The organism is Shewanella sp. Choline-02u-19 (assembly GCF_002836205.1).
GTDB lineage: Bacteria > Pseudomonadota > Gammaproteobacteria > Enterobacterales > Shewanellaceae > Shewanella.
Window position 1 is genome coordinate 133,713 of sequence record NZ_PJBE01000011.1, and the last position, 23,608, is coordinate 157,320.

The 23,608-nt window shown below is 43.9% G+C and carries 18 protein-coding genes; 4 read left to right on the forward strand and 14 right to left on the reverse strand.

From position 1 onward, the window contains the following. Positions 1-49: 49 nt before the first annotated feature. From CXF83_RS01955 to CXF83_RS01990, 8 genes are all read right to left on the reverse strand, one after another. Positions 50-1,471 carry an AAA family ATPase gene (locus CXF83_RS01955; RefSeq protein ID WP_101093446.1) on the reverse strand — a complete coding sequence of 474 codons (1,422 nt, stop codon included), beginning with the start codon at positions 1,469-1,471 and terminating at the stop codon, positions 50-52. 148 nt (positions 1,472-1,619) lie between these two features. Beyond that, complete coding sequence (gene aroB / locus CXF83_RS01960) at positions 1,620-2,699, reverse strand: 3-dehydroquinate synthase (RefSeq protein WP_101093447.1); 1,080 nt, start codon at positions 2,697-2,699, stop codon at positions 1,620-1,622. Between the two features lie 3 nt (positions 2,700-2,702). Then, positions 2,703-3,218 carry a shikimate kinase AroK gene (aroK, locus tag CXF83_RS01965; RefSeq protein WP_101093448.1) on the reverse strand — a complete coding sequence of 172 codons (516 nt, stop codon included), beginning with the start codon at positions 3,216-3,218 and terminating at the stop codon, positions 2,703-2,705. Between the two features lie 214 nt (positions 3,219-3,432). After that, positions 3,433-5,505 (reverse strand): type IV pilus secretin PilQ, encoded by a 2,073-nt coding sequence (locus tag CXF83_RS01970; protein WP_101093449.1) that lies wholly within the window; start codon positions 5,503-5,505, stop codon positions 3,433-3,435. Between the two features lie 5 nt (positions 5,506-5,510). Then, a complete protein-coding gene (locus CXF83_RS01975) occupies positions 5,511-6,026 on the reverse strand; it encodes a pilus assembly protein PilP (protein ID WP_101093450.1) in 516 nt (171 codons plus the stop codon). Next, the gene (locus CXF83_RS01980) at positions 6,026-6,640 is read right to left on the reverse strand and encodes a type 4a pilus biogenesis protein PilO (protein ID WP_101093451.1); all 615 of its coding nucleotides are present in this window, start codon (positions 6,638-6,640) and stop codon (positions 6,026-6,028) included. The genes CXF83_RS01975 and CXF83_RS01980 overlap by 1 nt, the downstream gene beginning before the upstream one ends. Next, a complete protein-coding gene (locus tag CXF83_RS01985) occupies positions 6,637-7,218 on the reverse strand; it encodes a PilN domain-containing protein (RefSeq protein WP_101093452.1) in 582 nt (193 codons plus the stop codon). Before CXF83_RS01985 ends, CXF83_RS01980 begins: the two co-directional genes overlap by 4 nt. After that, positions 7,206-8,285: a pilus assembly protein PilM gene (locus CXF83_RS01990; RefSeq protein ID WP_101093453.1), complete on the reverse strand. Its 1,080-nt coding sequence runs from the start codon at positions 8,283-8,285 to the stop codon at positions 7,206-7,208. Before CXF83_RS01990 ends, CXF83_RS01985 begins: the two co-directional genes overlap by 13 nt. Before the next feature lie 597 nt (positions 8,286-8,882). On the opposite strand from CXF83_RS01990, the gene CXF83_RS01995 reads away from it, so the two are divergent. Then, positions 8,883-11,450, forward strand: coding sequence for a penicillin-binding protein 1A (locus tag CXF83_RS01995; protein ID WP_101093454.1), 2,568 nt, complete (start codon positions 8,883-8,885; stop codon positions 11,448-11,450). A gap of 91 nt (positions 11,451-11,541) precedes the next feature. Here CXF83_RS01995 and argH read toward each other — a convergent pair whose 3' ends face one another. The 5 genes from argH to argC form a co-directional block, all read right to left on the reverse strand. Continuing rightward, positions 11,542-12,912, reverse strand: a complete 1,371-nt coding sequence (gene argH / locus CXF83_RS02000; RefSeq protein WP_101093455.1) for an argininosuccinate lyase — start codon at positions 12,910-12,912, stop codon at positions 11,542-11,544. Positions 12,913-12,991: 79 nt separating this feature from the next. Next, positions 12,992-14,221 carry an argininosuccinate synthase gene (locus tag CXF83_RS02005; RefSeq protein WP_101093456.1) on the reverse strand — a complete coding sequence of 410 codons (1,230 nt, stop codon included), beginning with the start codon at positions 14,219-14,221 and terminating at the stop codon, positions 12,992-12,994. 68 nt (positions 14,222-14,289) lie between these two features. After that, positions 14,290-15,198, reverse strand: a complete 909-nt coding sequence (locus tag CXF83_RS02010) for an ornithine carbamoyltransferase (protein ID WP_101093457.1) — start codon at positions 15,196-15,198, stop codon at positions 14,290-14,292. A gap of 12 nt (positions 15,199-15,210) precedes the next feature. Next, on the reverse strand, positions 15,211-15,996 hold the full coding sequence (argB, locus tag CXF83_RS02015) for an acetylglutamate kinase (protein ID WP_101093464.1): 786 nt from the start codon (positions 15,994-15,996) through the stop codon (positions 15,211-15,213). A gap of 38 nt (positions 15,997-16,034) precedes the next feature. Further along, complete coding sequence (gene argC / locus CXF83_RS02020) at positions 16,035-17,024, reverse strand: N-acetyl-gamma-glutamyl-phosphate reductase (protein WP_101093458.1); 990 nt, start codon at positions 17,022-17,024, stop codon at positions 16,035-16,037. A gap of 273 nt (positions 17,025-17,297) precedes the next feature. Here argC and argE point away from each other — a divergent pair, with 273 nt between their 5' ends. From argE to CXF83_RS02035, 3 genes are all read left to right on the forward strand, one after another. Next, positions 17,298-18,449, forward strand: a complete 1,152-nt coding sequence (gene argE, locus CXF83_RS02025; RefSeq protein WP_101093459.1) for an acetylornithine deacetylase — start codon at positions 17,298-17,300, stop codon at positions 18,447-18,449. A 168-nt stretch (positions 18,450-18,617) separates the two neighbouring features. After that, positions 18,618-21,254, forward strand: coding sequence for a phosphoenolpyruvate carboxylase (gene ppc, locus CXF83_RS02030; RefSeq protein ID WP_101093460.1), 2,637 nt, complete (start codon positions 18,618-18,620; stop codon positions 21,252-21,254). Then, on the forward strand, positions 21,254-21,796 hold the full coding sequence (locus CXF83_RS02035) for a DUF1439 domain-containing protein (protein ID WP_101093461.1): 543 nt from the start codon (positions 21,254-21,256) through the stop codon (positions 21,794-21,796). Before ppc ends, CXF83_RS02035 begins: the two co-directional genes overlap by 1 nt. A gap of 45 nt (positions 21,797-21,841) precedes the next feature. Here the strand turns inward: CXF83_RS02035 and CXF83_RS02040 are convergent, their stop codons facing one another. Then, positions 21,842-23,116 (reverse strand): CinA family nicotinamide mononucleotide deamidase-related protein, encoded by a 1,275-nt coding sequence (locus CXF83_RS02040; protein WP_101093462.1) that lies wholly within the window; start codon positions 23,114-23,116, stop codon positions 21,842-21,844. Positions 23,117-23,608: the final 492 nt, after the last annotated feature.

Here is a 23,608-nt window from a genome sequence, read left to right on the forward strand (position 1 = left end):
TTAAATTGATTGAATACTAAGAAAAAGAGAGCTGGGGATTGTACTATGTTTATTCATTAATTTCACGAGTTGGAAGCGTATCTTGTAACTCATATTGCGTAAGATCTTGCCACTTTCGAATCCAAGGTGCAGAAATGATGGAGTTCGCTGTTAATTTAAGCGATTGTTCTCTCGCTTGCTTTGCCGAGTCAAACTCACCCATTAATACTACCCAGCGACTTTTATAGCGTGCGACCTTGACGCCCTTTTCCTGTTTCACGCTCTCTAACATCCTGACTAATGAATCAAAACGTTGCACACTGGCTAATTGCAATGTGTAGCCCTTGGTCGGCTTTTGCACTGCTTTCGCAATAATCTCTTTATTATTAACGTGAATAAGAGTTTCATTTGGCTTTGCTGAAAACGCCTCAACATTAGTCACCGCTAAAGGTTCGATAATCTCCGCTATAATGTCGACGGTTTTCTCAGGTACAACATTCATTAACCGCTGATATTCTGACTTCACAGCCACGACTAGCAAGGGTTCATCAGCGGCTGTAATTACCGTTTTCTGACTAATTTCTGCTTCAACTTGCTGTAATGCCATAGGCTCAGCCGCAAAATGTCCTGCTAAAAGCTGTTTACCATATGCCGCTAAAAAGGGCGAACTCGATACTGCCTCCGCAGCAAATACGACTGTGCTTTGCTGCTCAGCGAGAGACGGCTCATCATCGATGAAGAACCAAGCGAGCAAGGTGGTCGCTAAAAGAATAAACGCACCCATAACGAGTCGTTTTGTAGTGGATTTTACAATAGGCTCTTCAGCCCCTCCATTTAAGGCCAGTTCAAGCAGCGCAACAACCTCTTTAGGTGTACCGTTTTGTGCTTCTAATCTATCTTTAACGATATCTCGAGGCGTAAAGGGCTGTGCTTCACTACGGCTTAATAGCATGTAATAAAGCCCTTCTCTTTCAGTGTGATCGATCGGCTCGATATCTAACGGGAGCAACAGTTGCCGCTGGTCGATAGGCAGTTGCTGCAAAACATCATTTAGAAAACTAACAGGTGATGTCATGGTCACGCTGACTGTTTTCCCAGCAAAAGACATCTGGCTCAACACAATACATTCCGCCCAGATTTCTAGCGGTATATAGTGAGCATCATCAAGCACAATACAACTAGCAGAAGCCAGCGTAGAAGAGGCTCGTAGCATTGCTTCAGGCAGAGGTAGTTCATCGTCAAAGACTGGTTCAGCTAGGAGTTGGACCAGTATTTTACGTCTAATTTCAGCGCTGTCACAATGCTTCGGACAAATAACCAGAGCGGAACTAAATGCTTCAAGTTCTGTGAGTAATGCAGTGACAAGCGTGGTCTTGCCTGCACCGTCTTCACCAGTGAGTACAATAAGCTGCTGACCATACAAGCTAATATGCTGTAAGCGATTTAACAGTGCTTCTTGGCTAGGGAGTAAGATTGAACCGGTTAAAGACATTTATATCCACGCTCTCGCAAGAGAAAGCCCAAGGTATGACTGAAAATGGCGCAGCAAAAGCGGCCTATGTTCAATAAACATAGGGACTTCACCCGTTATATAATTTGGAGGACTAAATTTAGCTTTCACCGAACACCTGCTACATAGTTTATGCGCAGTCGATAACCTCTTGAAGTAGCTCGTCAGTAACATCGCTATAGATCCCCGCCTGGCCTAAGCCTTCGGGTAACACTAAACGCAATTGTCCTTTAAGTACTTTCTTATCTCGGCGCATATGTTTAATGAATTGTTCAAAATTCATAGTGTCTGGTGCAGTAATAGGGAGATCAAATGCGGTAAATAACGCCTTAATACGACAAACAATTGACTCTTCTATTAACCCCAGCTTATTTGAGGTGACTGCAGCAAGGACTGTGCCAGCAGAAACGGCTTCGCCATGTAGCCACACGCCGTAGCCCATTTCAGCTTCAATCGCGTGCCCAAAAGTATGTCCCAAATTAAGCAATGCTCTTACCGCTTGTTCTGTTTCATCTTTTTCAACTACATCAGCTTTGATTTCACAGCAACGCCCAATCACATACTCAAGTGCCTGGATGTCTAATGCTTTTAATACATCAACATTGTTTTCCAACCAGCAGAAAAACTCTGCATCCCACATAATGCCGTATTTGATCACTTCTGCCATACCAGCAGAAAATTCTCTTTTAGGCAGTGTGTTCAAGCAGTCGGTATCAATCAAAACATATTTCGGCTGATAAAAAGCACCGATCATATTTTTACCCAGAGGGTGATTGACTGCTGTTTTTCCACCTACTGATGAATCAACTTGAGACAACAGTGTGGTAGGGAATTGGATAAAGTCGATACCGCGCTGATAACTTGCAGCCGCAAACCCAGTCATATCTCCAATTACGCCTCCGCCCAATGCAATAAGTACCGTATCACGGCCCAAATTTTGTTGTAGCAAAGAGGTGAAAATTGAATCCATTTGGTTTAACGTTTTGTATTGCTCGCCATCAGGTAAAATCACGGGAGTGACACACACAAAATCCGACAGCATGGCTTGTACTTTTTCAAGGTACAGTGGCGCTATCGTTTCATTAGTGACAATGAGGATATTTTTGTTTTTAAGATAGCGAGCCAAAGGCTCGCCATTACTTAACAAATTCTGGCCAATTACGATTGGGTAACTACGTTCACCGAGTTCAACCAGAACCTGCTTAGTCATATCTTAAAAACCTAATTGCTCAATTATTTGGTTTGCAACTACTTTTGCGCTTTGCTCATCGGTTTTAACGATAACATCAGCGATCTCTTCATAAAGAGGGTTGCGCGCCTCGGCTAGAGTTTCTAGCACTTCTCTTGGATCATCTACTTGAAGTAGTGGACGACGCTTATCTCTTTGCGTACGTGCTACTTGTTTGTCGATGGTGGTCTCGAGGTAGACTACAATTCCACGAGCAGAAAGATTATTACGGATCTCCTTACTCTGAATTGAACCACCACCAGTTGCTAACACGATACCTTGCTTTTCGGTTAAATCAGCAACAACTTGTGTTTCGCGAACGCGGAAGCCTTCTTCGCCTTCGACATCAAAAACCCACGCAATATCAGCGCCTGTACGGCTCTCAATTTCTTGATCTGAATCGTGGAACTCTAAGTGCAGCATCTGTGCCAGATGACGGCCTATAGTGCTTTTACCAGCCCCCATAGGGCCTACTAGGAAAATATTACGTTTTTCGGCCATTGCGATATATGTCTGAATCTTATTTGAAGTTTGCCTACGCCAACCCGAAAACTAGAGTTGACCTTAAATGTTACCTTGCTCTATTGAGACTTGACCGCTGATTATCTCAGCTAACCGCTATTGATGGCAAGTGAAGTAGCACATTTCTATCAAAAATCTATTTCATCTTGTAAAAAGCCGGCGCTAAACGCAGGCTTTTACTGGTTTATTGCCATTAAAGTGATTCGGAAATAATTTTAGGGGTCACAAAGATAAGTAACTCTTGTCGCTCATTCTTATCCGATGTACTTCTAAACATGAACCCAAGGTAGGGAATATCGCCCAAGATAGGGACTTTACTTACACTACTTATCGATTGTTGTTGATATATCCCACCCAATACAATCGTCTCACCATGGTTCACTAGCACTTGGGTACCAATACGCTGTGTATCAATAGAGACTGCAGCTCCCGTTGGTGTGGTAACCACTTTACCTTGGGAGTCTTGTGTGATTTCTAAATCAAGGATAACACGGTTATCAGGGGTGATCTGCGGTGTCACTCTAAGAGATAAAACCGCCTTTTTGAACGTCACTGTTGTCGCGCCACTTGAGCTCGCTTCAACATATGGGATCTCGACACCTTGCTCAATGTAAGCCGACTTTTGATTTGAAGTCGTGATACGCGGGCTTGCGATAATCTCACCCTTATTTTCTTGCTCCAGTGCACTCAATTCAAGATCGAGTACCGTACCATCGGCAAGCTTAGCAACGTGAAAAGCAAGACTCGTTGCGTTCTTTGCTGCAGCAGGCAGATTAACGTTCAATCTGTCCCCTAGGCTCGGTATTATACCATTAGCAATGTCACTTGCGCCCTCTAGGCTGCCTGACGTACCTTTAGTACCTTGCTGATCGGTTATGCCCCAACGTACCCCTAAATCTTCTGCTACATCGTCTTTAACCGTTACCATTCGCGCTTCAATTAATACCTGTTTAATTGGGATGTCGAGCACTTCAATCAAGCGATGAATACTCTCTAATGTTTCTTCAGTATCTTTAACTAACAGCGTATTAGTGCGCTCATCCACGGCGACACTGCCACGCGTTGACAGCAAGCTTGAATCTTCACCTTTGAGCAGCACTGCAATATCAACGGCTTTAGCGTAATTAATCTGCAGATACTCTGAATATAAAGGCGCTAATTCTTTAACTTCTTGTAAATTTTTGAGCTCTTGGCTCTCTCTTATCGCAATCTCTTCACTGGGCGCAATCATCAAGATATTGCCTTCAATGCGCTTATCTAACCCTTTGGTTTGCAAAATAAGATCAAGCGCTTGATCCCAAGGTACATCATCGAGTCGCAGCGTGATATCACCTTCAACGGTATCGCTGACGACCAAGTTAAAATCGTTATAATCAGCAATGATCTGCAGTACGGTTCTAACTGACATGTTTTGGAAGTTTAATGACAATGAGCGACCGTCATATTTCTTTTCTTCTTTCACTATATCAAGGCGTTTGGCCTTTTCTATACTCAACTTAAATACACGACCGTCTTGTTGGTAGTCATACTCATAAGTACCTTCTACATCAATTAGAAAGCGACTAGTGAGTTCCTCATTAAAGGTTTCAAAACTCTTCACTGGCGTTGCAAAATCATGCACGTCCATGACGTAAAGCAGATCAGAGCGAATATCGGTGTTATATAATTTAAGCTCAAGTTTAGCGCCGACTTGTTCCACATTTGCCGCGACTGAACTATTTTCGAGCTTAATCAGTAGCTGGCCACCACCATTTGATGTGCGTTTAAAGTCGATACTTTCAATGCCGTTCATAAACGGATTGCTCGCCGCAGCGCCATCATTACGATTCATCACTTCATCATTGATAGTGAGTCTGTAGGTATTACCGACAACGCGACCTTGATAGGCTTTAACACTTTCTAATCCGACAAACACTTGAAGACTTGCACCACTCTGCACCGTACTGACGGTATCGACCCCAACAGTATCTATAGCAAGCGTTTGCTTTTGAAGTCCTGAAAGGCTATTTGCAAACCCTAAAATGATCTGTGCAGGATCAGCATTTAATTCAATCTCGGGTTGCTCAATATCATGTTCAAATACCAACTGTAATTCCAATTGGTGATCTACTATCGCATGATATTTAACATCGACTAACTTATTAGCCGCATGTGCTAGCGGAGCCATTCCCAATAGGAACGCAAGACTAATAATAACCTTAATAAAAGACGCGGCCTTAGCGAAGGCGCGATGTGTAATAGACAGTCTCATGAGCCTCTCAGTCATTCTTATTATTCTCCTGTTAATTCCATGCTGCTATTTCGTTCCGTCCAGCAGCCAGACCCGTCTGGAATCAACTCTATAATTTCGATCGTTTGCGGCGTTACTTTGGCAATTCGGCCATGATAAAGCCCCAGGTATTGGCCTGCTCCCAAGCGATAAACACTTCCATCACTAGTCTCAAGCAGAGCCCAAATCGTATCAACTTCACTCAATGTGCCACGCATTTTCAAGTTATCGAGTGCGTATGTTTCTAATCGCCCTTTGCGGCGTTTAAGATCGGGTTGTAAACAGTCCTTGGTGGTATCAATCACCTCTTCGGTCAACTCTCTTGACGGAGGGATATACGGGCTACGCATAAGATCTGCTTGATAATCAAAATGTTCAAACTTAGGCGTTTCTTTTAATGGCTTAATGTGCGCCACATGCTGCGCTTTAGTGGTTGTGACAAATAGCTCTAGATCGCTTCTGTCCCCTACGCAGCCAGAAAGCAGCAATACAGCCATCATTGCGGGCAGTATCTTCATCACTTAGCTGCCCCTTTTGCTGCAGGCAATTCAGCGCCCTCTTTAAAGCGATAAGTCTTCGCTAAAATATCCATAGCCAGTGAACCCGTCTCATCCCGCTTAATCACGAAATCATGTAAGCTCACAATGCGCGGTAACTTTGCCACACCACTAACAAGGTGCCCAAGTTGATGATAATCTCCGCTGACTGCAATTTTGATCGGAAACTCAATATAAAACTCTCTTATTATTTCAGAGTCCCAATCTAAACTATTAATTTTAAGTCCTGCATCAGTCGCCACAAAAGTAACGTCATCTAGCAAGCCTGGCATTTCATTTTGAGACGGTAACATCTTCAGCAGTTCAGCAAACTGCACTTCCATAACCGCTAACTGCTCTCGATATAACTTAAGGTTAGCTGCTAACTGATATTTAGACTTAAAATCCGTTTTAAACTGCTGCTCTTTTTGCTGCTCTGCATTTAACGCATCAATCGCATCTGATATAAACAAAAAATAACTGGCTACGAATACACACACTGCGAGCAGTGCAGCAAACACGCCTTTAACTAACTTAGGCCAAGCACCGATATTCTCAAAATCAATATCGTTAAACTGACTCAGATCGAGGTTCATTTACTCGCTCCTTTTGCCATGCTTAAATCCGCTATTTCACTATCTGCAATGGTAACCCGCAGAGTAAATCGTTGTAATTGCCTTAACTCTTCATTCTGAGCAATGATAGATTGCATATTAGGATCTTGTAGCCAATTAGAGGTCTTAACTTTGCGCATCATATTTGCCACATTATTGTTGGATTCACTGCGTCCTTCGATCCACAACATACTGCCTTTTTTCTCTATACTGGAAAGGTAGATCCCTGCTGGCACGATACGCACTAACTCGTCTAGAACATGTGTCGGCAAATTTCTAGATTGCTGAAGCCCTAGAATGATTTCAGTACGACGCTCAATATCTTTTTTACGTGTTCTAATTTCGGTAATTTCAGCTATTTGAGCTTCAAGCAATTGAATTTCAGACTGTAAATAGGCGTTACGACCTTTTTGGTCGTCAGATATCACATCGATTGCCATTAGAGATAGATAAACGATAAGACCAGAGACTAAGAAAACCAGTGCCAGTACACCGGTGTAATCTCGTTTTTGTTTTTCTCTCGCTTCTTCACGCCATGGTAAGAGGTTTATGTTCGCCATTCAGCATAACTCCTTAATGCCAGTCCACATGCCAACATGTATTTACCGATGTCTGGCTGGAGTTGTTGCCTAACGGCGTCATCTGCATGCAAGCAACCTTTAAAAGGGTCACCAACAATGGTATTTACACCTAACTCATTAATCATTAGGTTGGTCATACCTTCGAGTTTGGCAGTGCCACCACATAGAACAATGTGATCCACTTTATCTTTACCACTCGAAGTACAGTAAATCTGTAGGGTGCGTTTTATTTGTTGTAACAGCTGAGTTTGGAAAGGAGATAACACTTCAAACATGTAGTTCCGAGGAAGCTCACCCGCTAACTTAGCCTTTTCAGCTTGCTCGTAGGTCATACCGTAGAAAGAGAGTATTGATTGAGTAAATTGTTCACCACCAAATGCCTGCTCTCTGACAAAAGTGGTTTCACCATTTTCAACAACAGAAAAAGTCGTAATACTGGCGCCAATATCGACCAGCGCAATAACTTTACTTTTTGCATCTTCTGGCAGCTGCGCCGCTATCATTTCAAATGATCGACCCAATGCGTAGCCTTCAACATCGACAACTTTAACCTCAAGATTAACCTCATCCAGCGCATCTGTTCGAGTATCAATATTCTCAGAACGACAAGCACTTAGCAGTACATCCACTTTAGTTGGATCTGTTTTATTGGCACTGAGGGTTTCAAAGTCAATATTAACTTCGTCCAATGAATAAGGAATAAGATTGTCAGCTTCAATTTCAATTTGAGCTTCCATCTCCTCTTCACTCAAAGAGGCATCCATGTAGATGACTTTGGTCATAACGGCTGAACCAGATACAGCCACAGCAGCAAATTTGGTGGTTTTTGGCAGTACTCGTTTGACTAACTTTAACGCCTCGACAACGGCTTCGCGGTCTCGAATTTCATGATCATTGACCGCCCCCTTCTTTAGCGGGATAGCAGCATGGCTTAGTATTTTATATCCATCAGCAGTCTTGCTCAGCAGTATTGCTTTAACTTCATGGGATCCAATATCAATCCCAACCATCTGCGGAGCCTGACGCTTCCATATATTTGAAAGCATAGTCCAACGTCACTTTATTATTATTTTCAAAAATAGATTAGCACAGAATCTACACGTTATAGCTATTTGTACAAAATGTTTCTAGATTTTACAATTGCCATTTTATTGACTTTAAATAACTACTTATAACTCTTAGTAACGCGTCAGACTAAAAACACAGTTCATTGTTGGTATTCATACTACTTTTAAGCAAGTGGCAGTGATAAATATCGATAAAAACGCCATCAGAAGTGACTTATACTGGTGCCACTGTTCTGACGGCGGTTAATTCTCAGTCATATTTATTTTCAGGAACATCGAATACTGCACAAATTGAAATATTGCTTCGGCTTTTTATCGTGCTAAATATGACCATGTAACTCGAAGGCATCTGGTGTTAACTTTTTAACGAAACTCATTACGGCAAACTCAGTATCAAGGTTAACGAGTCACTTAGCTTTGTACTCCAACGACCGCCATCTGGGTTATTTTTATAATTAATAGACAACCATAAAGCCTTTTTATTAATCAATAACATTAATCCTTAGGCTTTTACTTCACCATTGCTTCAACGGCTTATATACTACGGGTCTTATTTACAATTCATGGAATCTTCCTTTGAAGTGGTTAAAACGTCTTGTTATTGCTTTTTTTAGCCTAGGTCTACTTGGTATTGGTGCTATTGCGGCAGCATATTTTTATGTGCTTCCAGATTTACCCGATGTCACCACACTTAAGACGGTCAAACTGCAAACGCCACTTAGAATTTTTAGTAGCGACGGTAAACTGATCTCTCAGTTTGGTGAGAAACGCCGAATTCCCGTCCACTATAGAGATGTTCCAGAGCAATTAATAAACGCGATACTCGATACCGAGGATGCACGCTTCTTTGAACATAGAGGCATTGATCCTATTGGTATTATCCGCGCGGCGGTTATCCTAGTCACTACCGGTAAAAAGAGTCAGGGTGCCAGTACTATCACCCAACAGGTCGCCCGAGGTTTCTTTTTAACTCGAGATAAAACCTACATACGTAAGACCAAAGAAATTTTCCTCGCATTAAAAATTGAGAAAGCGCTGAACAAACAAGAAATTTTAACGCTTTACCTTAATCGCTCTTTCCTAGGAAACCGCGCTTATGGTGTGGGTGCTGCTGCTCAAGTTTATTACGGCAAAGAGTTAAGTGAATTAACTTTACCTGAAATGGCAATGATTGCCGGACTACCACAATCACCTTCTGCAGCTAACCCCATTAGAAATGCTAGCCGCGCTCTTAATCGTCGTAATTGGGTGCTTAGCCGTATGCTTGAAAAGCGCAATATCACTCAAGTCCAGTATGAAGAAGCGATACAAGCACCTATCACGGCTAAATATCACGGTGCTGTAATCGACTTATATGCACCCTACGTCTCAGAAATGGCCCGCGACTACCTTGTTGAAAAATATGGTGAAGAGGAAGCGTACACTGGCGGCTACGATATCTATACTACCGTGGATTCTAAACTGCAGCTTGATGCCCAAAAAGCGCTTCGTCATAACGTTTACTCATACGACGAACGTCATGGCTATCGCGGCCGCACCAAAGTACTTTGGAGTGAAACGCCGCTAGAAGTTGAAGAGATAAAAACCAAGCTGAAACAAACGGGTTCGTTCCAAGGAATGTACCCGGCGGCCATAATGTCTATTGATCAACAAACTGCAAAAGTCATGACCGCTAAAGGTGATATATACACTCTCCCGTGGGATGGCATTAAGTGGGCTCGTAAATTCATCACCAATAAACGTCAAGGCAAAGCCCCTAAGCTTGCATCTGACGTGTTAACAGCCGGTCAGCAGGTATGGATCCGTAACAACGGTGATATTTGGCAACTGAGCCAAGTGCCACTCGTGGCCAGTGCGATTGTATCGATAGATCCTCAAGATGGCGCGATCAAGAATTTAGTCGGTGGCTTTAGCTTCTACATCAGTCAATATAACCGTGTCACTCAAGCTAAACGCCAATTAGGCTCTAACATTAAGCCGTTTATTTATACTGCTGCACTGGAGAAAGGTTACACACTGTCGACGCTGATCAACAATGCGCCGATTAATAAGCCCGATACTCGACAAGGTACAGCTTGGCGTCCCAAGAACTCTCCAGATGTTTATGGCGGCCCAACGAGGCTGCGTGTCGGTTTAGCCCAATCAATCAACGTCATGTCGGTACGTGCCATGCGTTATAGCGGACTTGATACTACGATTGCCCAGTTAGTTAAATTTGGATTTGATCCTGCCGATCTCCCTCGCAATGAGTCAATCGCCCTGGGTTCGCCTTCGGTTACGCCGCTGCAAGTTGTCACTGCATTTTCAACATTCGCTAATGGCGGCTACCTAGTTGAACCCTATTTTATTAAAAAGATAGAGTCTGCTAATGGCGACCTCATTGAAGCCGCGAATCCAACATTAGCCTGCACCCCGGTGGCCCCTAAGCAGTCTGTTGTGGTTGATCCATTTGCAGCGATGGCAAATGAATTTCAAAGTGACAGAGTCCCTGAACAAAAAACAGAGACTGAAATTAAGATAACAGGCACGGCGATTCAATGCGGTAGTGATGACTCTCGCTTTGCGCCAAGAATCATTTCAGAGCAAACTTCCTTCCTTATTACTGAAGCACTAAAAAGTGTTATTTGGGGCGGCGGGGATTGGCGTAAAGGGACGGGTTGGAATGGTACGGCTTGGCGCGCATCAAGAGTGGTTAATCGCCGTGATATTGCGGGTAAGACGGGTACAACCAACGAATCTCGCGATACTTGGTTCAGTGGCTATAACCCTACACTGGCGACCACTGTGTGGGTAGGCTTTGATGACCATGGTCAAGAGTTAGGTCGCACTAGCTGGAATGCGAACGGCGCAAAAAATCAAATATCACTCGCCGAAGCAGGTGCCAAAACGGCGGGACCGGCTTGGAATGAGTTTATGAAAGATGCCTTAGCGGGGACGCCTGTGCTGCCAACGACGCCACCAGAGGGCATTGTCTCAGCTCGTATCGATTTAGCCACTGGCAAGCTGACGCGTAAAACTGATTACACCAGCAAGTTTGAGTATTTTATTGCGGGTACCGAACCAACAGAATATGCCACAGAACAAGAGGTAGACAACAGTGATATCTTTATCGATAAGTCAGAGGAAGAAGATCTGTTTCAATAACGCTGTTGCACAATAAAAAGGCGGCTATTTCGATAAGAAATAGCCACCTTTTTTATCATCAATTTAGACCACCTAAATTCGAGTTAAGTGATCATTGGCTCGACTGTTTTACCGCTAATGCAGACTTTACCTGAATCAGTGATGTTCCACCCAGCGCTTCACGCTTTGTCAAGCACGACTCAATCGTTAAGCACTCATAAACATCAGCTTCGATGATAGCACTGAAACTTTGCAGCTCCTCTAATGGCAGTTCTTCAAGCGGTGTTTGCTTGGCCATGGCATTAACAACGGCTTCACCTACCACATGATGTGCCTCTCTAAACGGCATCCCTTTCGCCACAAGGTAATCGGCTAATTCAGTGGAGTTAGCATAACCTTGTTGCGCGGCTATCAATGTTCTTTCACGATTAACTTGTAAACCACTTAGCACCAAGGCTGCCATTTCGAGACAGATAGCCCAGCTATCCATCACATCAAATAGTCCTTCTTTGTCCTCTTGCATATCTTTGTTGTATGCCAGTGGTAGCGCCTTCATCGTAGTAAGAATACCTACTAGGCTGCCATAAACCCGACCAGTCTTGCCTCTAATAAGCTCAAGTGCATCGGGATTTTTCTTCTGCGGCATCAATGAAGAACCAGAGGTAACTTCATCATCTAATTCGATAAAGCCCGCTTCTCCACTGTTAAAGAAGATTAAATCTTCAGCCATACGGCTCAAGTGCATCATACTAATTGACGCATCACTACAAATCTCAATCACATGATCTCTATCAGATACCGTATCGAGGCTATTAAGCGTTGGTCCTGCGAAGCCTAATGACTCGGCAAGTTTAACTCTATCCATTGGATAAGCGGTCCCCGCCAAAGCACCCGTCCCTAATGGACAAGTATCGGCACGCTTTAATGCATCTTCTAAGCGGCTTATATCACGTTCGAACATTTCAACATAGGCGAGGCACCAATGACCGAATAACACTGGCTGCGCTCTTTGTAAATGAGTATAACCTGGCATGACAGATTCAATTTCACGCTCCGCGAGTGCAATAAGCGCCGATCTAAGTTTCGCAAGTAGCACAAGTTGTTGTTGGCCCTCTTTCTTACACCAAAGCTTAAGATCGGTAGCGACCTGATCGTTACGTGAACGTCCAGTATGCAACTTTTTACCTAAGTCACCCACTTTAGCGATAAGCGATTGCTCGACAAAACTATGAATATCTTCAGCGCCAGAGGCAATAATCAGCTCTGGACTCGCTGATGTTTCGACCAGAAGCTCATTGAGCGCAGCATGTAATTGTGTACACTCATCAGAGGTTAAAATCCCCACCTGAGTAATAGCACTGGCCCATGCGATAGAGCCTTGAATATCTTGCTCTATAAGTCGGAAGTCCACAGGCAAAGAGTCGTTAAAAAGTTTGAACAGTGCGCTGCTCTCTTGGCTAAATCTGCCGCCCCATAATGCCATTTTGGCTTCCTCTTAGATGCTGGGCGGACAATCTGTCCGCCACGATAATGTTGAATTTAGTGAGTAGTCAGTTTTGACTCTACTTATTATGACCGTGTAATGCTCTGATCCGGCTCGAAAGCGAATACAAACGGATAAAGCCTTCAGCATCTTTCTGGTTATAAACATCGTCGTCACCAAAAGTAGCAAACTCTTCTGAGTATAAGCTGTTAGGCGAACGTTTTTTCACTGCACTTGCTTGGCCTTTGTAGAGCTTAATAATAACCTCACCATTAACGAGATCCGCTAACGGCTTCGATGCTCCAAGCAATGATGCACAGAGGGGGGTAAACCAACGACCGTCATAGACTAGGTGCGCCATTTGCGCGCCAACTTGTTCACGCCATTCGCGGCTCGTTTTATCAAGCACTAACTCTTCAATTGCACGTAGTGCAGCAAACATCACGGTGCCACCTGGGGTTTCATAGCAACCACGAGATTTCATTCCGACCAGTCTATTCTCGGTAATATCGATTCTGCCGACACCATGAGCGCCTGCCAATTCATTCAGTACCATGAGTGCTTTGTAAGGCGAAAGTGCTTCACCATTCACTTTGGTGATCTTGCCTTGCTCAAGTTCTAATGCAACATATTCAGGCTTATTAGGCGCATCTTCAGGCGCGACCGTCATCGTCCACACACCTTTAGTTGGCTCGTTCCATGGATCTTCTAGCTCACCACCTTCGTGCGAAATATGCCAAGCATTAGCATCACGGCTATAGATCTTAGCTAATGACGATGTCGTTTCGATATTACGCTCAGCAAGGTAATCCAGCAGATCTTCACGACTCACCATCTCCCACTCACGCCAAGGAGCGATGACTTTAAGATCCGGTGCTAGCGCAGCAAAACAGCCTTCAAACCGCACCTGATCGTTGCCTTTACCCGTACAACCATGACAAACCGCATCCGCACCCACTTTACGTGCGACTTCGACTTGAGCCTTGGCAATAATCGGTCTCGCCATAGAGGTACCGAGTAGATAGGTTCCTTCGTAAATAGCGCCAGTCGCAATGGTAGGATAGATATAGTCAGCCACCAGCTCTTCTTTTAAATCAACGATATGGCACTCTGATGCGCCCGATTTAATCGCCTTTTCATATAGACCTTCAAGCTCTGCATCACCTTGGCCCACATCGGCGCAAAAGGCGATAATTTCACAGTTATCATAAGTTTCTTTGAGCCAAGGAATAATGGCTGAAGTGTCGAGACCACCTGAATACGCTAGAACGACTTTTTTAACGTCTGTTTTCTTTGCTTCGATTGACATATTTACTTCCTAATACTTGATATCTTCTCGTCGAATACTCAACGAAATATAAATTAATTAACTCGTTGTTACTGACCTAATAAGGTCACCAGCACTGCATTTTGTGCATGCATACGATTTTCTGCTTGCTGCAATATCAGCGAGCCTGCGCCATCTACAATGTCAGCGGTAGCTTCAACTTCTCGGTAGGCTGGCAAACAATGCATGAAATGCTTAGCGCCAGCGGCTGCCATTAACTCGGCATTCACCTGATAAGGTTTGAACTTAGCTTCAATTTCTTCCATTGAGGCGCCGTCACCCATCGAGATCCATGTATCGGTATAAATAGCGTCATGACCCGCTATAGCCGCAACATCAGAGCTTAGCACTAAGGTTCCGCCATGTTTTTCGGCTAACGCTTGCGCTTCGCAAACAACCTTGCCATCGGGGAAATGACCCGGCGGACACAATACGGTGAGATGAGCCCCAAGAATAGCCGCTGCGAACATCAATGAATGGGTCACATTGTTGCCATCTCCAACATAGGCTAATCTCACTTTACTGACATCTTCATATTGCTCAGACAAAGTTAGAAAGTCCGCTAAGCCCTGACACGGATGGTAAAGATCAGAAAGCGCATTAATGACCGGCACTGAACCATGTTCTGCTAACTGCTCTATTGTTGAATGCAAAAATGTGCGCGCTACAATTGCATCTGCCCAGCAAGATATGTTTGCTGCAAAATCTGATACAGGTTCACGTTTTCCGAGAGCCCCATTTTGCTGATCAAGGTATAAGCAATGGCCCCCTAACTTATTAATACCAATATCAAAACTGACACGCGTTCTTAATGAAGGCTTCTCGAACAACATGACAACACTCTTGCCGTCTAATGCTTTTCTATAATCAGCAGGGTTAGCCTTAATGGCTTTAGCCAGCGCTAACAGATCCAAAAGTTGCTGCTGTGATAAATCTTTAATTGATAATAAATGGTCCATGAAATCGCTCTCCTATGGTTGAATCTGTGTGCCAACGGTTTCACCGTTGCTTAATGCAATAAGTTGTTCTGCATGACGCCAAGAGGCAATTTGCACCGTTTGTCCCATCGATTCTGCAACATCTAATGCTGCTTCGACTTTAACTTTCATACCCTTGTCTATCACACCAATCTTAGTTAATGCGGCAACCTCTGCTCGATTCAAACTGTTAATCAATTGCCCTTTACCATCGAGTACACCCGATACATCAGACAGCAACACCAAATTTCCAGCGACTAATTTAGCCAAAGCCGTGGCGGCTTGATCGGCATTAACATTAAGCATTTCGCCTTGTGCACTAATTGCGATAGAGCTAACAATTGGCATCCAACCTTTAGCTAGCACAAACTCAAGATAGCTCGCATCCTTTGGTTCGACTTCGCCGACAAGTCCGAGTCGTGGATCTTTAATGCTTGCTGTCATCATATCGGCATCAGCAAGGCTCATGCCTAAACTGGTAATGCCCGCCTTAATGGCCGCGGCTTGCAGTATTTTATTTGAGGTTCCAGCCAGCGCACCAACAATAATGGGCACTTGTTCAGCTGGCGTGACTCTGAGTCCGTCCAATTTTTCCGTCACCATATTGTTTGCTTTGAGTTGCTCATCCACTAAGCAGCCTCCGCCATGCACCATAATAAGCGCTTGACCATTAGCAATGATTTTTGCAGCGGTCTCCATTAGACGCGCCATGCCCATTTCGCACTGCAACAATGCACCACCCACTTTAAGCACCATTACAGGTTTGGTTTTTGCATTCATATCAGTATTTAACGTTGCCATATCTGTTTCCAAGCCTGTTATTTTAACAATTGGTTAAAGTGAATCTTTATGCATTGCAGCGCTTGACTAGCAGCACCTTTCATTAAGTTATCAATTGCGCTTGATACCACCAAGTAATTTGTCTCTACATCGTACTTCCAACCGATAAGGCAATTTGGTGTTTGCACTACATCGTCAATCTTGGGAAATTGATTCTGCTTTACCGTCACCAGTGACGTATTGTCATAGCACTGATAGGCTACTTCTATGTCCTTGCTTGTCGTACCTTCCGCTAACTTCACCGTAATAGTGGCGAGGATCCCTCTTTTAAAATTGCCTAAATGAGGAGTAAAGATAACTTCCTGTCCTAGCTGAGTTGCTATCTCAGGTTGATGCCTATGACCGAGTACGCTGTATGCCATTAAGCTGACTTCACAAAAACTAGTATGAAGCTGCGCTTTTCTGCCCGCCCCAGTTACGCCACTGACAGCATTAATCACCGGTAATACGTCAGTAAGCAAGTGTGATAGCGGCTTAAGTGCCGTAAGCGAGGCTGTCGGATAACAACCCGGTACCGCAATCATTTTACTGCTAGCAATTTTCTCCGCGTTCCACTCTGCGAGACCATAAACAGCATCAGCGAGGACTTGTGGGTATTCATGAGTAAAACCATACCACTTAGGATACTGTTCTAACTCTTCGAAACGGTATGCGCCACTTAAATCAAAGACGACTAGTCCCCTTTGATAAAACCAAGCGGCGAGGTGCAAGCTCACGACATGATCGGTCGCTAATACGACCGCATCCGCCTGTTCGATGATGGCTGCTTTAGCATCATCGGTCAGCGGGCTTAAACAAAGATTAATATGACTATATGTAGGGTATAACTCAGCAAGCGGCTTGCCTTTATCTAAGCTATTTTCAGAAACATAAAGGCCTTGAATGGATAAGTCCGCTTCAGCATTTATGAGAGAAGTGATTTGTGCGCCGGTATAACCGCTAGCACCAATAATGGCTATATTTTTCATAGTCTATGAGTTTAAAACCTTAATCTTGAATTTAGATGACAAAACGAAAAAAAGAATGGGCACAACTTAAGCCCTGGCTGAACACCATAAAGACAAGATTATCGTCGCAGGAAGTGGGTATTACTGACCTTAATAATTAATAATTGAACTAGGTTAAACATATATACTCTCATTTATAGGTCATCAAAACATGGTACTTATCTTAGCTGTTTGATAGACTACCACACAAAACTAATTATGCAATATATTTGAATATATATTTGAGTATTTTTAATGAAAAAATTACCAGACATAAAGAGTAGCTTCACTCAGTTAATCGCGGCACCTTCAATCAGTGCATTAGAAGCACAACATGACATGAGCAATAAAGCCGTCATAGCGCTATTGCATAGTTGGTTTACCGATTTAGGCATGAACTGCCAAGCTCAACCAGTTCCCGACACCCGTAATAAACATAATTTCGTCGCCTCTTTTGGCAGCGGAAAAGGTGGGTTATTACTGGCGGGGCATACCGATACAGTTCCATTTGATGAGGGCCGTTGGAGTCAAGACCCTTTCCAATTGGTCGAAAAAAATGACCGTTGGTATGGCTTGGGAACTTGCGATATGAAAGGTTTTTTTGCTTTAGTGTTAGAAGCCTTAAAAGAATTGCCAATGGACCAGTTCAAACGCCCATTACACATACTCGCTAGCGCCGATGAAGAAACCACCATGAATGGTGCAAAAGCCTTTGCAGCAGCTAAGTCTATCAGCCCTGATTACGCCATTATTGGTGAGCCTACTAGCCTTAAGCCCGTCTATATGCATAAAGGGCACTTTACGCAAGGTATACAGGTTACGGGGCGAAGTGGTCATTCATCAGATCCCGCTAAAGGACTCAATGCCATAGAGGTCATGCATTTAGTCACCGGACAACTGCTCAAACTTAAGCAACATTTAGCCGACAACTACCGCGAGAATGCCTTTAGCGTACCCTACCCTACAATGAACTTTGGTCACATTCACGGTGGCGATGCCGCCAATAGAATTTGTGGCTGCTGTGATCTACATATTGATCTCCGCCCGATACCGGGGCTCGCACTTGAAGATCTGGAGCTGATGGTAACTAACTACTTAGAGCCTGTCGCTAGCCAATATCCTGGCAGCATAAGTGTCGCCCCTTTATATCCAGGTTCGGAGCCGTTTGCAGAGAATAAAGACAGTAGTTGGAGCAAGCTCGTTGCACAAATATCCAAAAATGAGCCTGAAGTCGTCAACTACGCAACTGAAGCACCCTATATACGTCAATTGGGTTGTCAGACACTAGTACTCGGTCCTGGCAGTATTGAGCAAGCTCATCAGCCAGATGAGTATCTTGACCTGCACTATATCAATCGTACTAAACAGCTAATAAAAGAGCTGATATATCATGCCTGTATAAAATAACTCATGCTGTCGAGGCCAATATTTAGTCCAAACTTATTCTGAGCGTCATAATTAATGAATTGAAAGGTGAGTTAGAGCACATTCAGGCGCAATAACCCAAACTAGATCATTGCCTAGTGTACAGCCGCTAGGTATTGTGATCGATTAGCTTACTAATATGGAGCACGTATGGTTGATATGTATGCATCGTTAAGGTCAAACGTTGGTACCTTAGGACAGATTTTAGGCGACACAATTCGTACTGATCTCGATGACACTTTTCTAGACAAAATCGAACAGATCCGCCATCTCTCTAAAAGTTCACGTCAGGGTAATGATGCCGCCCGCGAAGAGATGCTCACTTTGCTGTCCTCATTGAATGACGATGAGCTAGTGCCATTTGCCAAAGCTTTTAATCAATTTCTAAACCTAGCCAATATTGCCGAGCAATTCCACACCATTAGCCGTAATTGCGATGAGCTAGTATGTGTTCCAGACCCTGTAGAGCAGCTTCTTGGGAGAATGTTAGGTGGCAATATCGATCAAGAAAAAATGCTCAACTGCCTAAAAACGCTTGATATCGATTTAGTGTTGACCGCGCATCCAACGGAAATTTCGCGACGTACATTAATCCAAAAATATTCCGCAGTCGTTGATTCGCTCGCCGCGTTAGAAAACCCGCAATTAACTGAACAAGAGAAGAAACAGCACCATCTACGCTTACGTCAGCTTATCGCACAAATTTGGCATACCAATGAGATCCGTAACGAGCGTCCAACGCCTGTTGATGAAGCACGTTGGGGCCTAAGCACGATTGAAGTCTCTTTGTGGCAAGCCATCCCTGATTTTCTAAGACAATTAAACCAACAGGTGGAAGAGCGTACTAATACCCAACTGCCGATTGATATTGCGCCAGTGAGATTCTCCAGTTGGATGGGCGGCGATCGTGATGGCAATCCATTTGTAACCTCTGTGGTCACTCAAGAAGTATTGGATAGAAATCGTCACACTGCAGCCAGACTTTACCTTAAAGATGTTGTATTACTCGTCAATGATCTGTCGATGGAAGGTGCAAATGACGAGCTTCTTGCTTACACCAACAACAGTAACGAACCCTATCGTGACGTATTAAAAGGCCTCCAACAAAAGCTAAGAAAAACCATCGATTATCTCAATGCCAGACTTGAAGGTCATCAGCCTGAAGTCGATTTAAACGACATTATCTGGGAAGAAAAAGATCTTAAAGATCCACTGATGATGCTTTACAGGAGCTTGAGTGATCGTGGTATGAGTCTGATAGCCAACGGCTTATTACTTGATATGTTGCGTCGCATTGCTTGCTTTGGCATCCACATGCTAAGACTTGATATCCGTCAAGATGCGCAGCGTCATGCCGATGTCATTGCAGAATTGACTCGATATTTAGGCATGGGAGATTATGCGCACTGGGGAGAAGATGAAAAACAATCTTTCTTACTCAGAGAGCTCACTAGCAAGCGCCCATTAATCCCTGTGACATGGCAAGGGTCAGATGACGTTGCGGAAGTATTGAGAACCTGCCGCTTAATTGCCACTCAACCTGCACGAGCCATGGGTTCTTATGTTATTTCAATGGCCAGCCAGCCTTCTGATGTTTTGACCGTATTATTATTACTGAAAGAAACTGGTTGCCCTCATCCAATGCGAGTAGTGCCACTATTCGAAACATTAGATGATTTAAACAATGCCTCTCAATGTATGTCGTCTCTCTTTAGCATAGATTGGTATCGTGGATACACTAAAGGCACGCAAGAGGTCATGATTGGCTATTCTGACTCAGCAAAAGATGCAGGTGTCATGGCTGCAGCATGGGCACAATATAGCGCACAAGAGAAACTCGTCGAAGTGAGCCAAGATGCAGATATAAAACTAACACTATTCCATGGACGTGGCGGCACTATTGGCCGCGGAGGTGGACCTGCGCATGAGGCTATTTTGTCTCAACCTCCTGGATCTGTTGATGGGCGTATTCGAGTCACAGAGCAAGGCGAGATGATCCGCTTCAAATTCGGCCTACCTAAGTTGGCAGTACAAAGCCTTGCTTTGTACACCTCTGCGGTAATGGAGGCGACTTTACTTCCGCCACCAGAGCCCAAACCCGAATGGCGCAGAGCTATGGAGCAACTAGCTGACGAATCAGTACTTGCTTATCGCGCCATCGTTAGAGAAGAACCGGACTTTGTCTCATACTTCCGCGCAGCAACACCAGAAGTCGAGTTAGGAAAACTACCTTTGGGCAGTCGACCTGCCAAGCGCAGAGTTGATGGTGGCATAGAGAGTTTACGTGCTATTCCATGGATCTTTGCTTGGTCTCAAAACCGCTTAATGCTACCCGCTTGGCTAGGTGCAGGAGAAGCATTGCAAGCAGCCTCACTAAGGGGCGAACTGCCATTATTACAGGAGATGGAGCAACACTGGCCTTTCTTTAAAACCCGTATATCCATGCTTGAAATGGTTTACGCAAAAGCCGAGCCCAACTTAGCAAAGTACTATGAAACTAGCTTAGTACCTAAAGAGCTGCATCATTTAGGAGTCCAATTACGTGAACGTCTCGCCATTGGCATAGATGCAGTACTAGAGCTAACTCAATCAGAAAGCTTAATGGCACATACTCCTTGGAGTAGAGAATCGGTAGAGTTGAGAAACCCCTACATTGATCCACTCAACTTCCTTCAGGCAGAACTTTTAGCCCGTACTCGCCGAGAGGAAAAAACGTCTGCTAATGTCGAACTGGCACTCATGTTAACGATTGCAGGTGTGGCAGCAGGAATGAGAAACACTGGCTAATGAAATTTATCAAGATAGCTCTAAGTAGCTTATTGCTGGTATTGACTGGCTGCGTCAGTCAATACAGCATTACCGAAACTGAATTAGAAGGCTATCTCAGTGACGAGATGCACTTTGAAATCAAGCAAGGTAATCAAATTTTCGGTATAGAACTTAAAGTTAACAATATAGAGGTCACTTTAGGCGAAAAGCCCGATACGATGGCAGTAACAGCTTCAACTCGAATCAAAGTACGCAATCCTTTACTTCCCATTAGTGCTGACCTAACGGCGAAGTTTGAAGCGCAACCTTGGTACGATGCTAGCAATCATAGTGTTTATCTACGTAACCTTAATTTGGTAAAAGTAGAGTCACAACCTAAGGATATTGAGAAAGCGATAGGCTCAATAGCACCACAGCTAATGGGGTTCCTGACTCAGTTCTTAGAAACTCAGCCTGTATATGTACTCGATACACAAGAATCAAATCAGGCTCTTATAGCTGAAATGACCAAGCGCATTGAGGTTCAACCAGGCAAGCTTGTGTTAGTGTTTGACGACTAGATTTCAATTAGGGCAGTAATGAATGATTCATTATTGCCCTTTTTGCTATTTTTTAAATCTAGTAATTGAGCCATAATCCACAATCACGGCCTCACCCAGTAACTCTCTACGAAGCATATCAAATGCAACGGCGGTGCTTAAGCTACGAACCAAATCACGCGAACGTCTCGGTAATTTGATCATCTGGCTATAAACCCCCCCTTTAGTCGCCAAGGCTATAGCAACTGTTCCAACGGGTTTGTCCTCTGTGCCACCAGTAGGGCCAGCAATACCACTAGTAGCCAATGCATAATCACTGCCTAAAATGCCCCTTGCTCCTTTAGCCATCTCCTCTACGGTTGCAATAGACACCGCTCCATGATCATCTAACGTTTCGGCTTTTACCCCTAACACTCGCACTTTAGATTCATTACTATAGGTCACTAAGCCTTGATGAAAATAAGATGAGCTACCCGCAAATGCAACTAACTGGCTCGCAATCATACCTCCAGTGCATGACTCTGCAACACTTAGGCTACTTTCTGAACTAACTAACAGCCTATGGATCTCTTCGGCTAAGCTCTTTTTATTATCAGCAACTATCGCCGTTCCAAGTAAAAATCGTATTTGAGCCTCAATCTTATCGATCTCACCGATCGCCAACTTACCACGCGCAAATAGTTTTATTTCGATATGTGGCATAGAGGTTCGATAACCGATCGTTATCCCCTCTGGTAATACAATAGATTCAAGTGCATCAGCTAAAGATGACTCCCCTTGCCCAAGCGTTAAATACTTACGCAGTGAAATATCTCCCGCAATTTCGAATCTTTCTTTAATAAACGGTACAAACTGCTCTTTTACCATCTGTTTAAATTCAAACGGCACTCCCGGAGTGAAAAACAACCAAGCTCGGTTAAGCTTTACAGCAAAGCCGCATGCGGTGCCGACCGGGTTATCTATCATAATTGCAGATTCAGGTAATAATGCTTGTTTAAGATTACTCTCCGCCATCACTCGACCGTTACGAGTAAACCAGTCCTCTAAGCGAGCACGCCAAAGAGCATTCTCAACCAAAGGTTCACCTTTAGCTAATGCCATTGCCTCAGAGGATAAGTCGTCACTTGTAGGGCCTAAGCCACCATTGACAACAATGACATCAGCTTCCGTACTGCGCTCCTTAAAAACAGCGATAAGATCTTCGAGCCGATCACCAACTGTGATCCGACGCTGGCACTCTACACCGTGCTCCATCAGAGTATTAGCAAACCATGCCGCATTCGTATCAACGATCTGACCCGCCAATACTTCTTCACCTGTACAAATCATTTCTAGCTTCATAGCACAATCCCCAGCATTTAATTGCAGTTAAACTAGGAGAGCTCAGCAGTAATAGCAATAACCAATTGTAATTAATTAATTTTATTGACGTGAACATGGGTTTACGCGGTGAGTTAAGAGTCAGTTCGACCAGCTTGAGATCGCCAAATTTTAAACATCAAATGGCAGTAAAGAGTACTGAACATCTATAAATACATCTAGAATTTAGCAGTAATACCACTAAATAGATTAGCTGGCGAAATTCACATTATTAGCACGATGATAAGGCCTACTATCTAAACTTCGAAAGTATTGCGATTGAAATCAGCGGACTTAAAAACACTCAAATCGCAGACGTAAAAAAGCCCATTGCGTTAGCAATGGGCTGTTCACTCTTTCGAGACCAATCCTAGAAAGAGTGGCGCCTGGATAATATCGGCCACAACACGCTTATGCCGATGCTACTGCCCCCTGCATTCTGTCGTTCCGGCAATTCAGCAACGTAACAATACT

Excerpts from the sequence above, each read along its gene's own strand:
- CXF83_RS01955 (WP_101093446.1), bottom strand. The coding sequence starts at position 1,471 with ATGTCTTTAACCGGTTCAATCTTACTCCCTAGCCAAGAAGCACTGTTA.
- aroB (WP_101093447.1), bottom strand. The coding sequence starts at position 2,699 with ATGACTAAGCAGGTTCTGGTTGAACTCGGTGAACGTAGTTACCCAATC.
- aroK (WP_101093448.1), bottom strand. The coding sequence starts at position 3,218 with ATGGCCGAAAAACGTAATATTTTCCTAGTAGGCCCTATGGGGGCTGGT.
- CXF83_RS01970 (WP_101093449.1), bottom strand. The coding sequence starts at position 5,505 with ATGACTGAGAGGCTCATGAGACTGTCTATTACACATCGCGCCTTCGCT.
- CXF83_RS01975 (WP_101093450.1), bottom strand. The coding sequence starts at position 6,026 with ATGAAGATACTGCCCGCAATGATGGCTGTATTGCTGCTTTCTGGCTGC.
- CXF83_RS01980 (WP_101093451.1), bottom strand. The coding sequence starts at position 6,640 with ATGAACCTCGATCTGAGTCAGTTTAACGATATTGATTTTGAGAATATC.
- CXF83_RS01985 (WP_101093452.1), bottom strand. The coding sequence starts at position 7,218 with ATGGCGAACATAAACCTCTTACCATGGCGTGAAGAAGCGAGAGAAAAA.
- CXF83_RS01990 (WP_101093453.1), bottom strand. The coding sequence starts at position 8,285 with ATGCTTTCAAATATATGGAAGCGTCAGGCTCCGCAGATGGTTGGGATT.
- argH (WP_101093455.1), bottom strand. The coding sequence starts at position 12,912 with ATGGCATTATGGGGCGGCAGATTTAGCCAAGAGAGCAGCGCACTGTTC.
- CXF83_RS02005 (WP_101093456.1), bottom strand. The coding sequence starts at position 14,221 with ATGTCAATCGAAGCAAAGAAAACAGACGTTAAAAAAGTCGTTCTAGCG.
- CXF83_RS02010 (WP_101093457.1), bottom strand. The coding sequence starts at position 15,198 with ATGGACCATTTATTATCAATTAAAGATTTATCACAGCAGCAACTTTTG.
- argB (WP_101093464.1), bottom strand. The coding sequence starts at position 15,996 with ATGAATGCAAAAACCAAACCTGTAATGGTGCTTAAAGTGGGTGGTGCA.
- argC (WP_101093458.1), bottom strand. The coding sequence starts at position 17,024 with ATGAAAAATATAGCCATTATTGGTGCTAGCGGTTATACCGGCGCACAA.
- argE (WP_101093459.1), top strand. The coding sequence starts at position 17,298 with ATGAAAAAATTACCAGACATAAAGAGTAGCTTCACTCAGTTAATCGCG.
- ppc (WP_101093460.1), top strand. The coding sequence starts at position 18,618 with ATGGTTGATATGTATGCATCGTTAAGGTCAAACGTTGGTACCTTAGGA.
- CXF83_RS02035 (WP_101093461.1), top strand. The coding sequence starts at position 21,254 with ATGAAATTTATCAAGATAGCTCTAAGTAGCTTATTGCTGGTATTGACT.
- CXF83_RS02040 (WP_101093462.1), bottom strand. The coding sequence starts at position 23,116 with ATGAAGCTAGAAATGATTTGTACAGGTGAAGAAGTATTGGCGGGTCAG.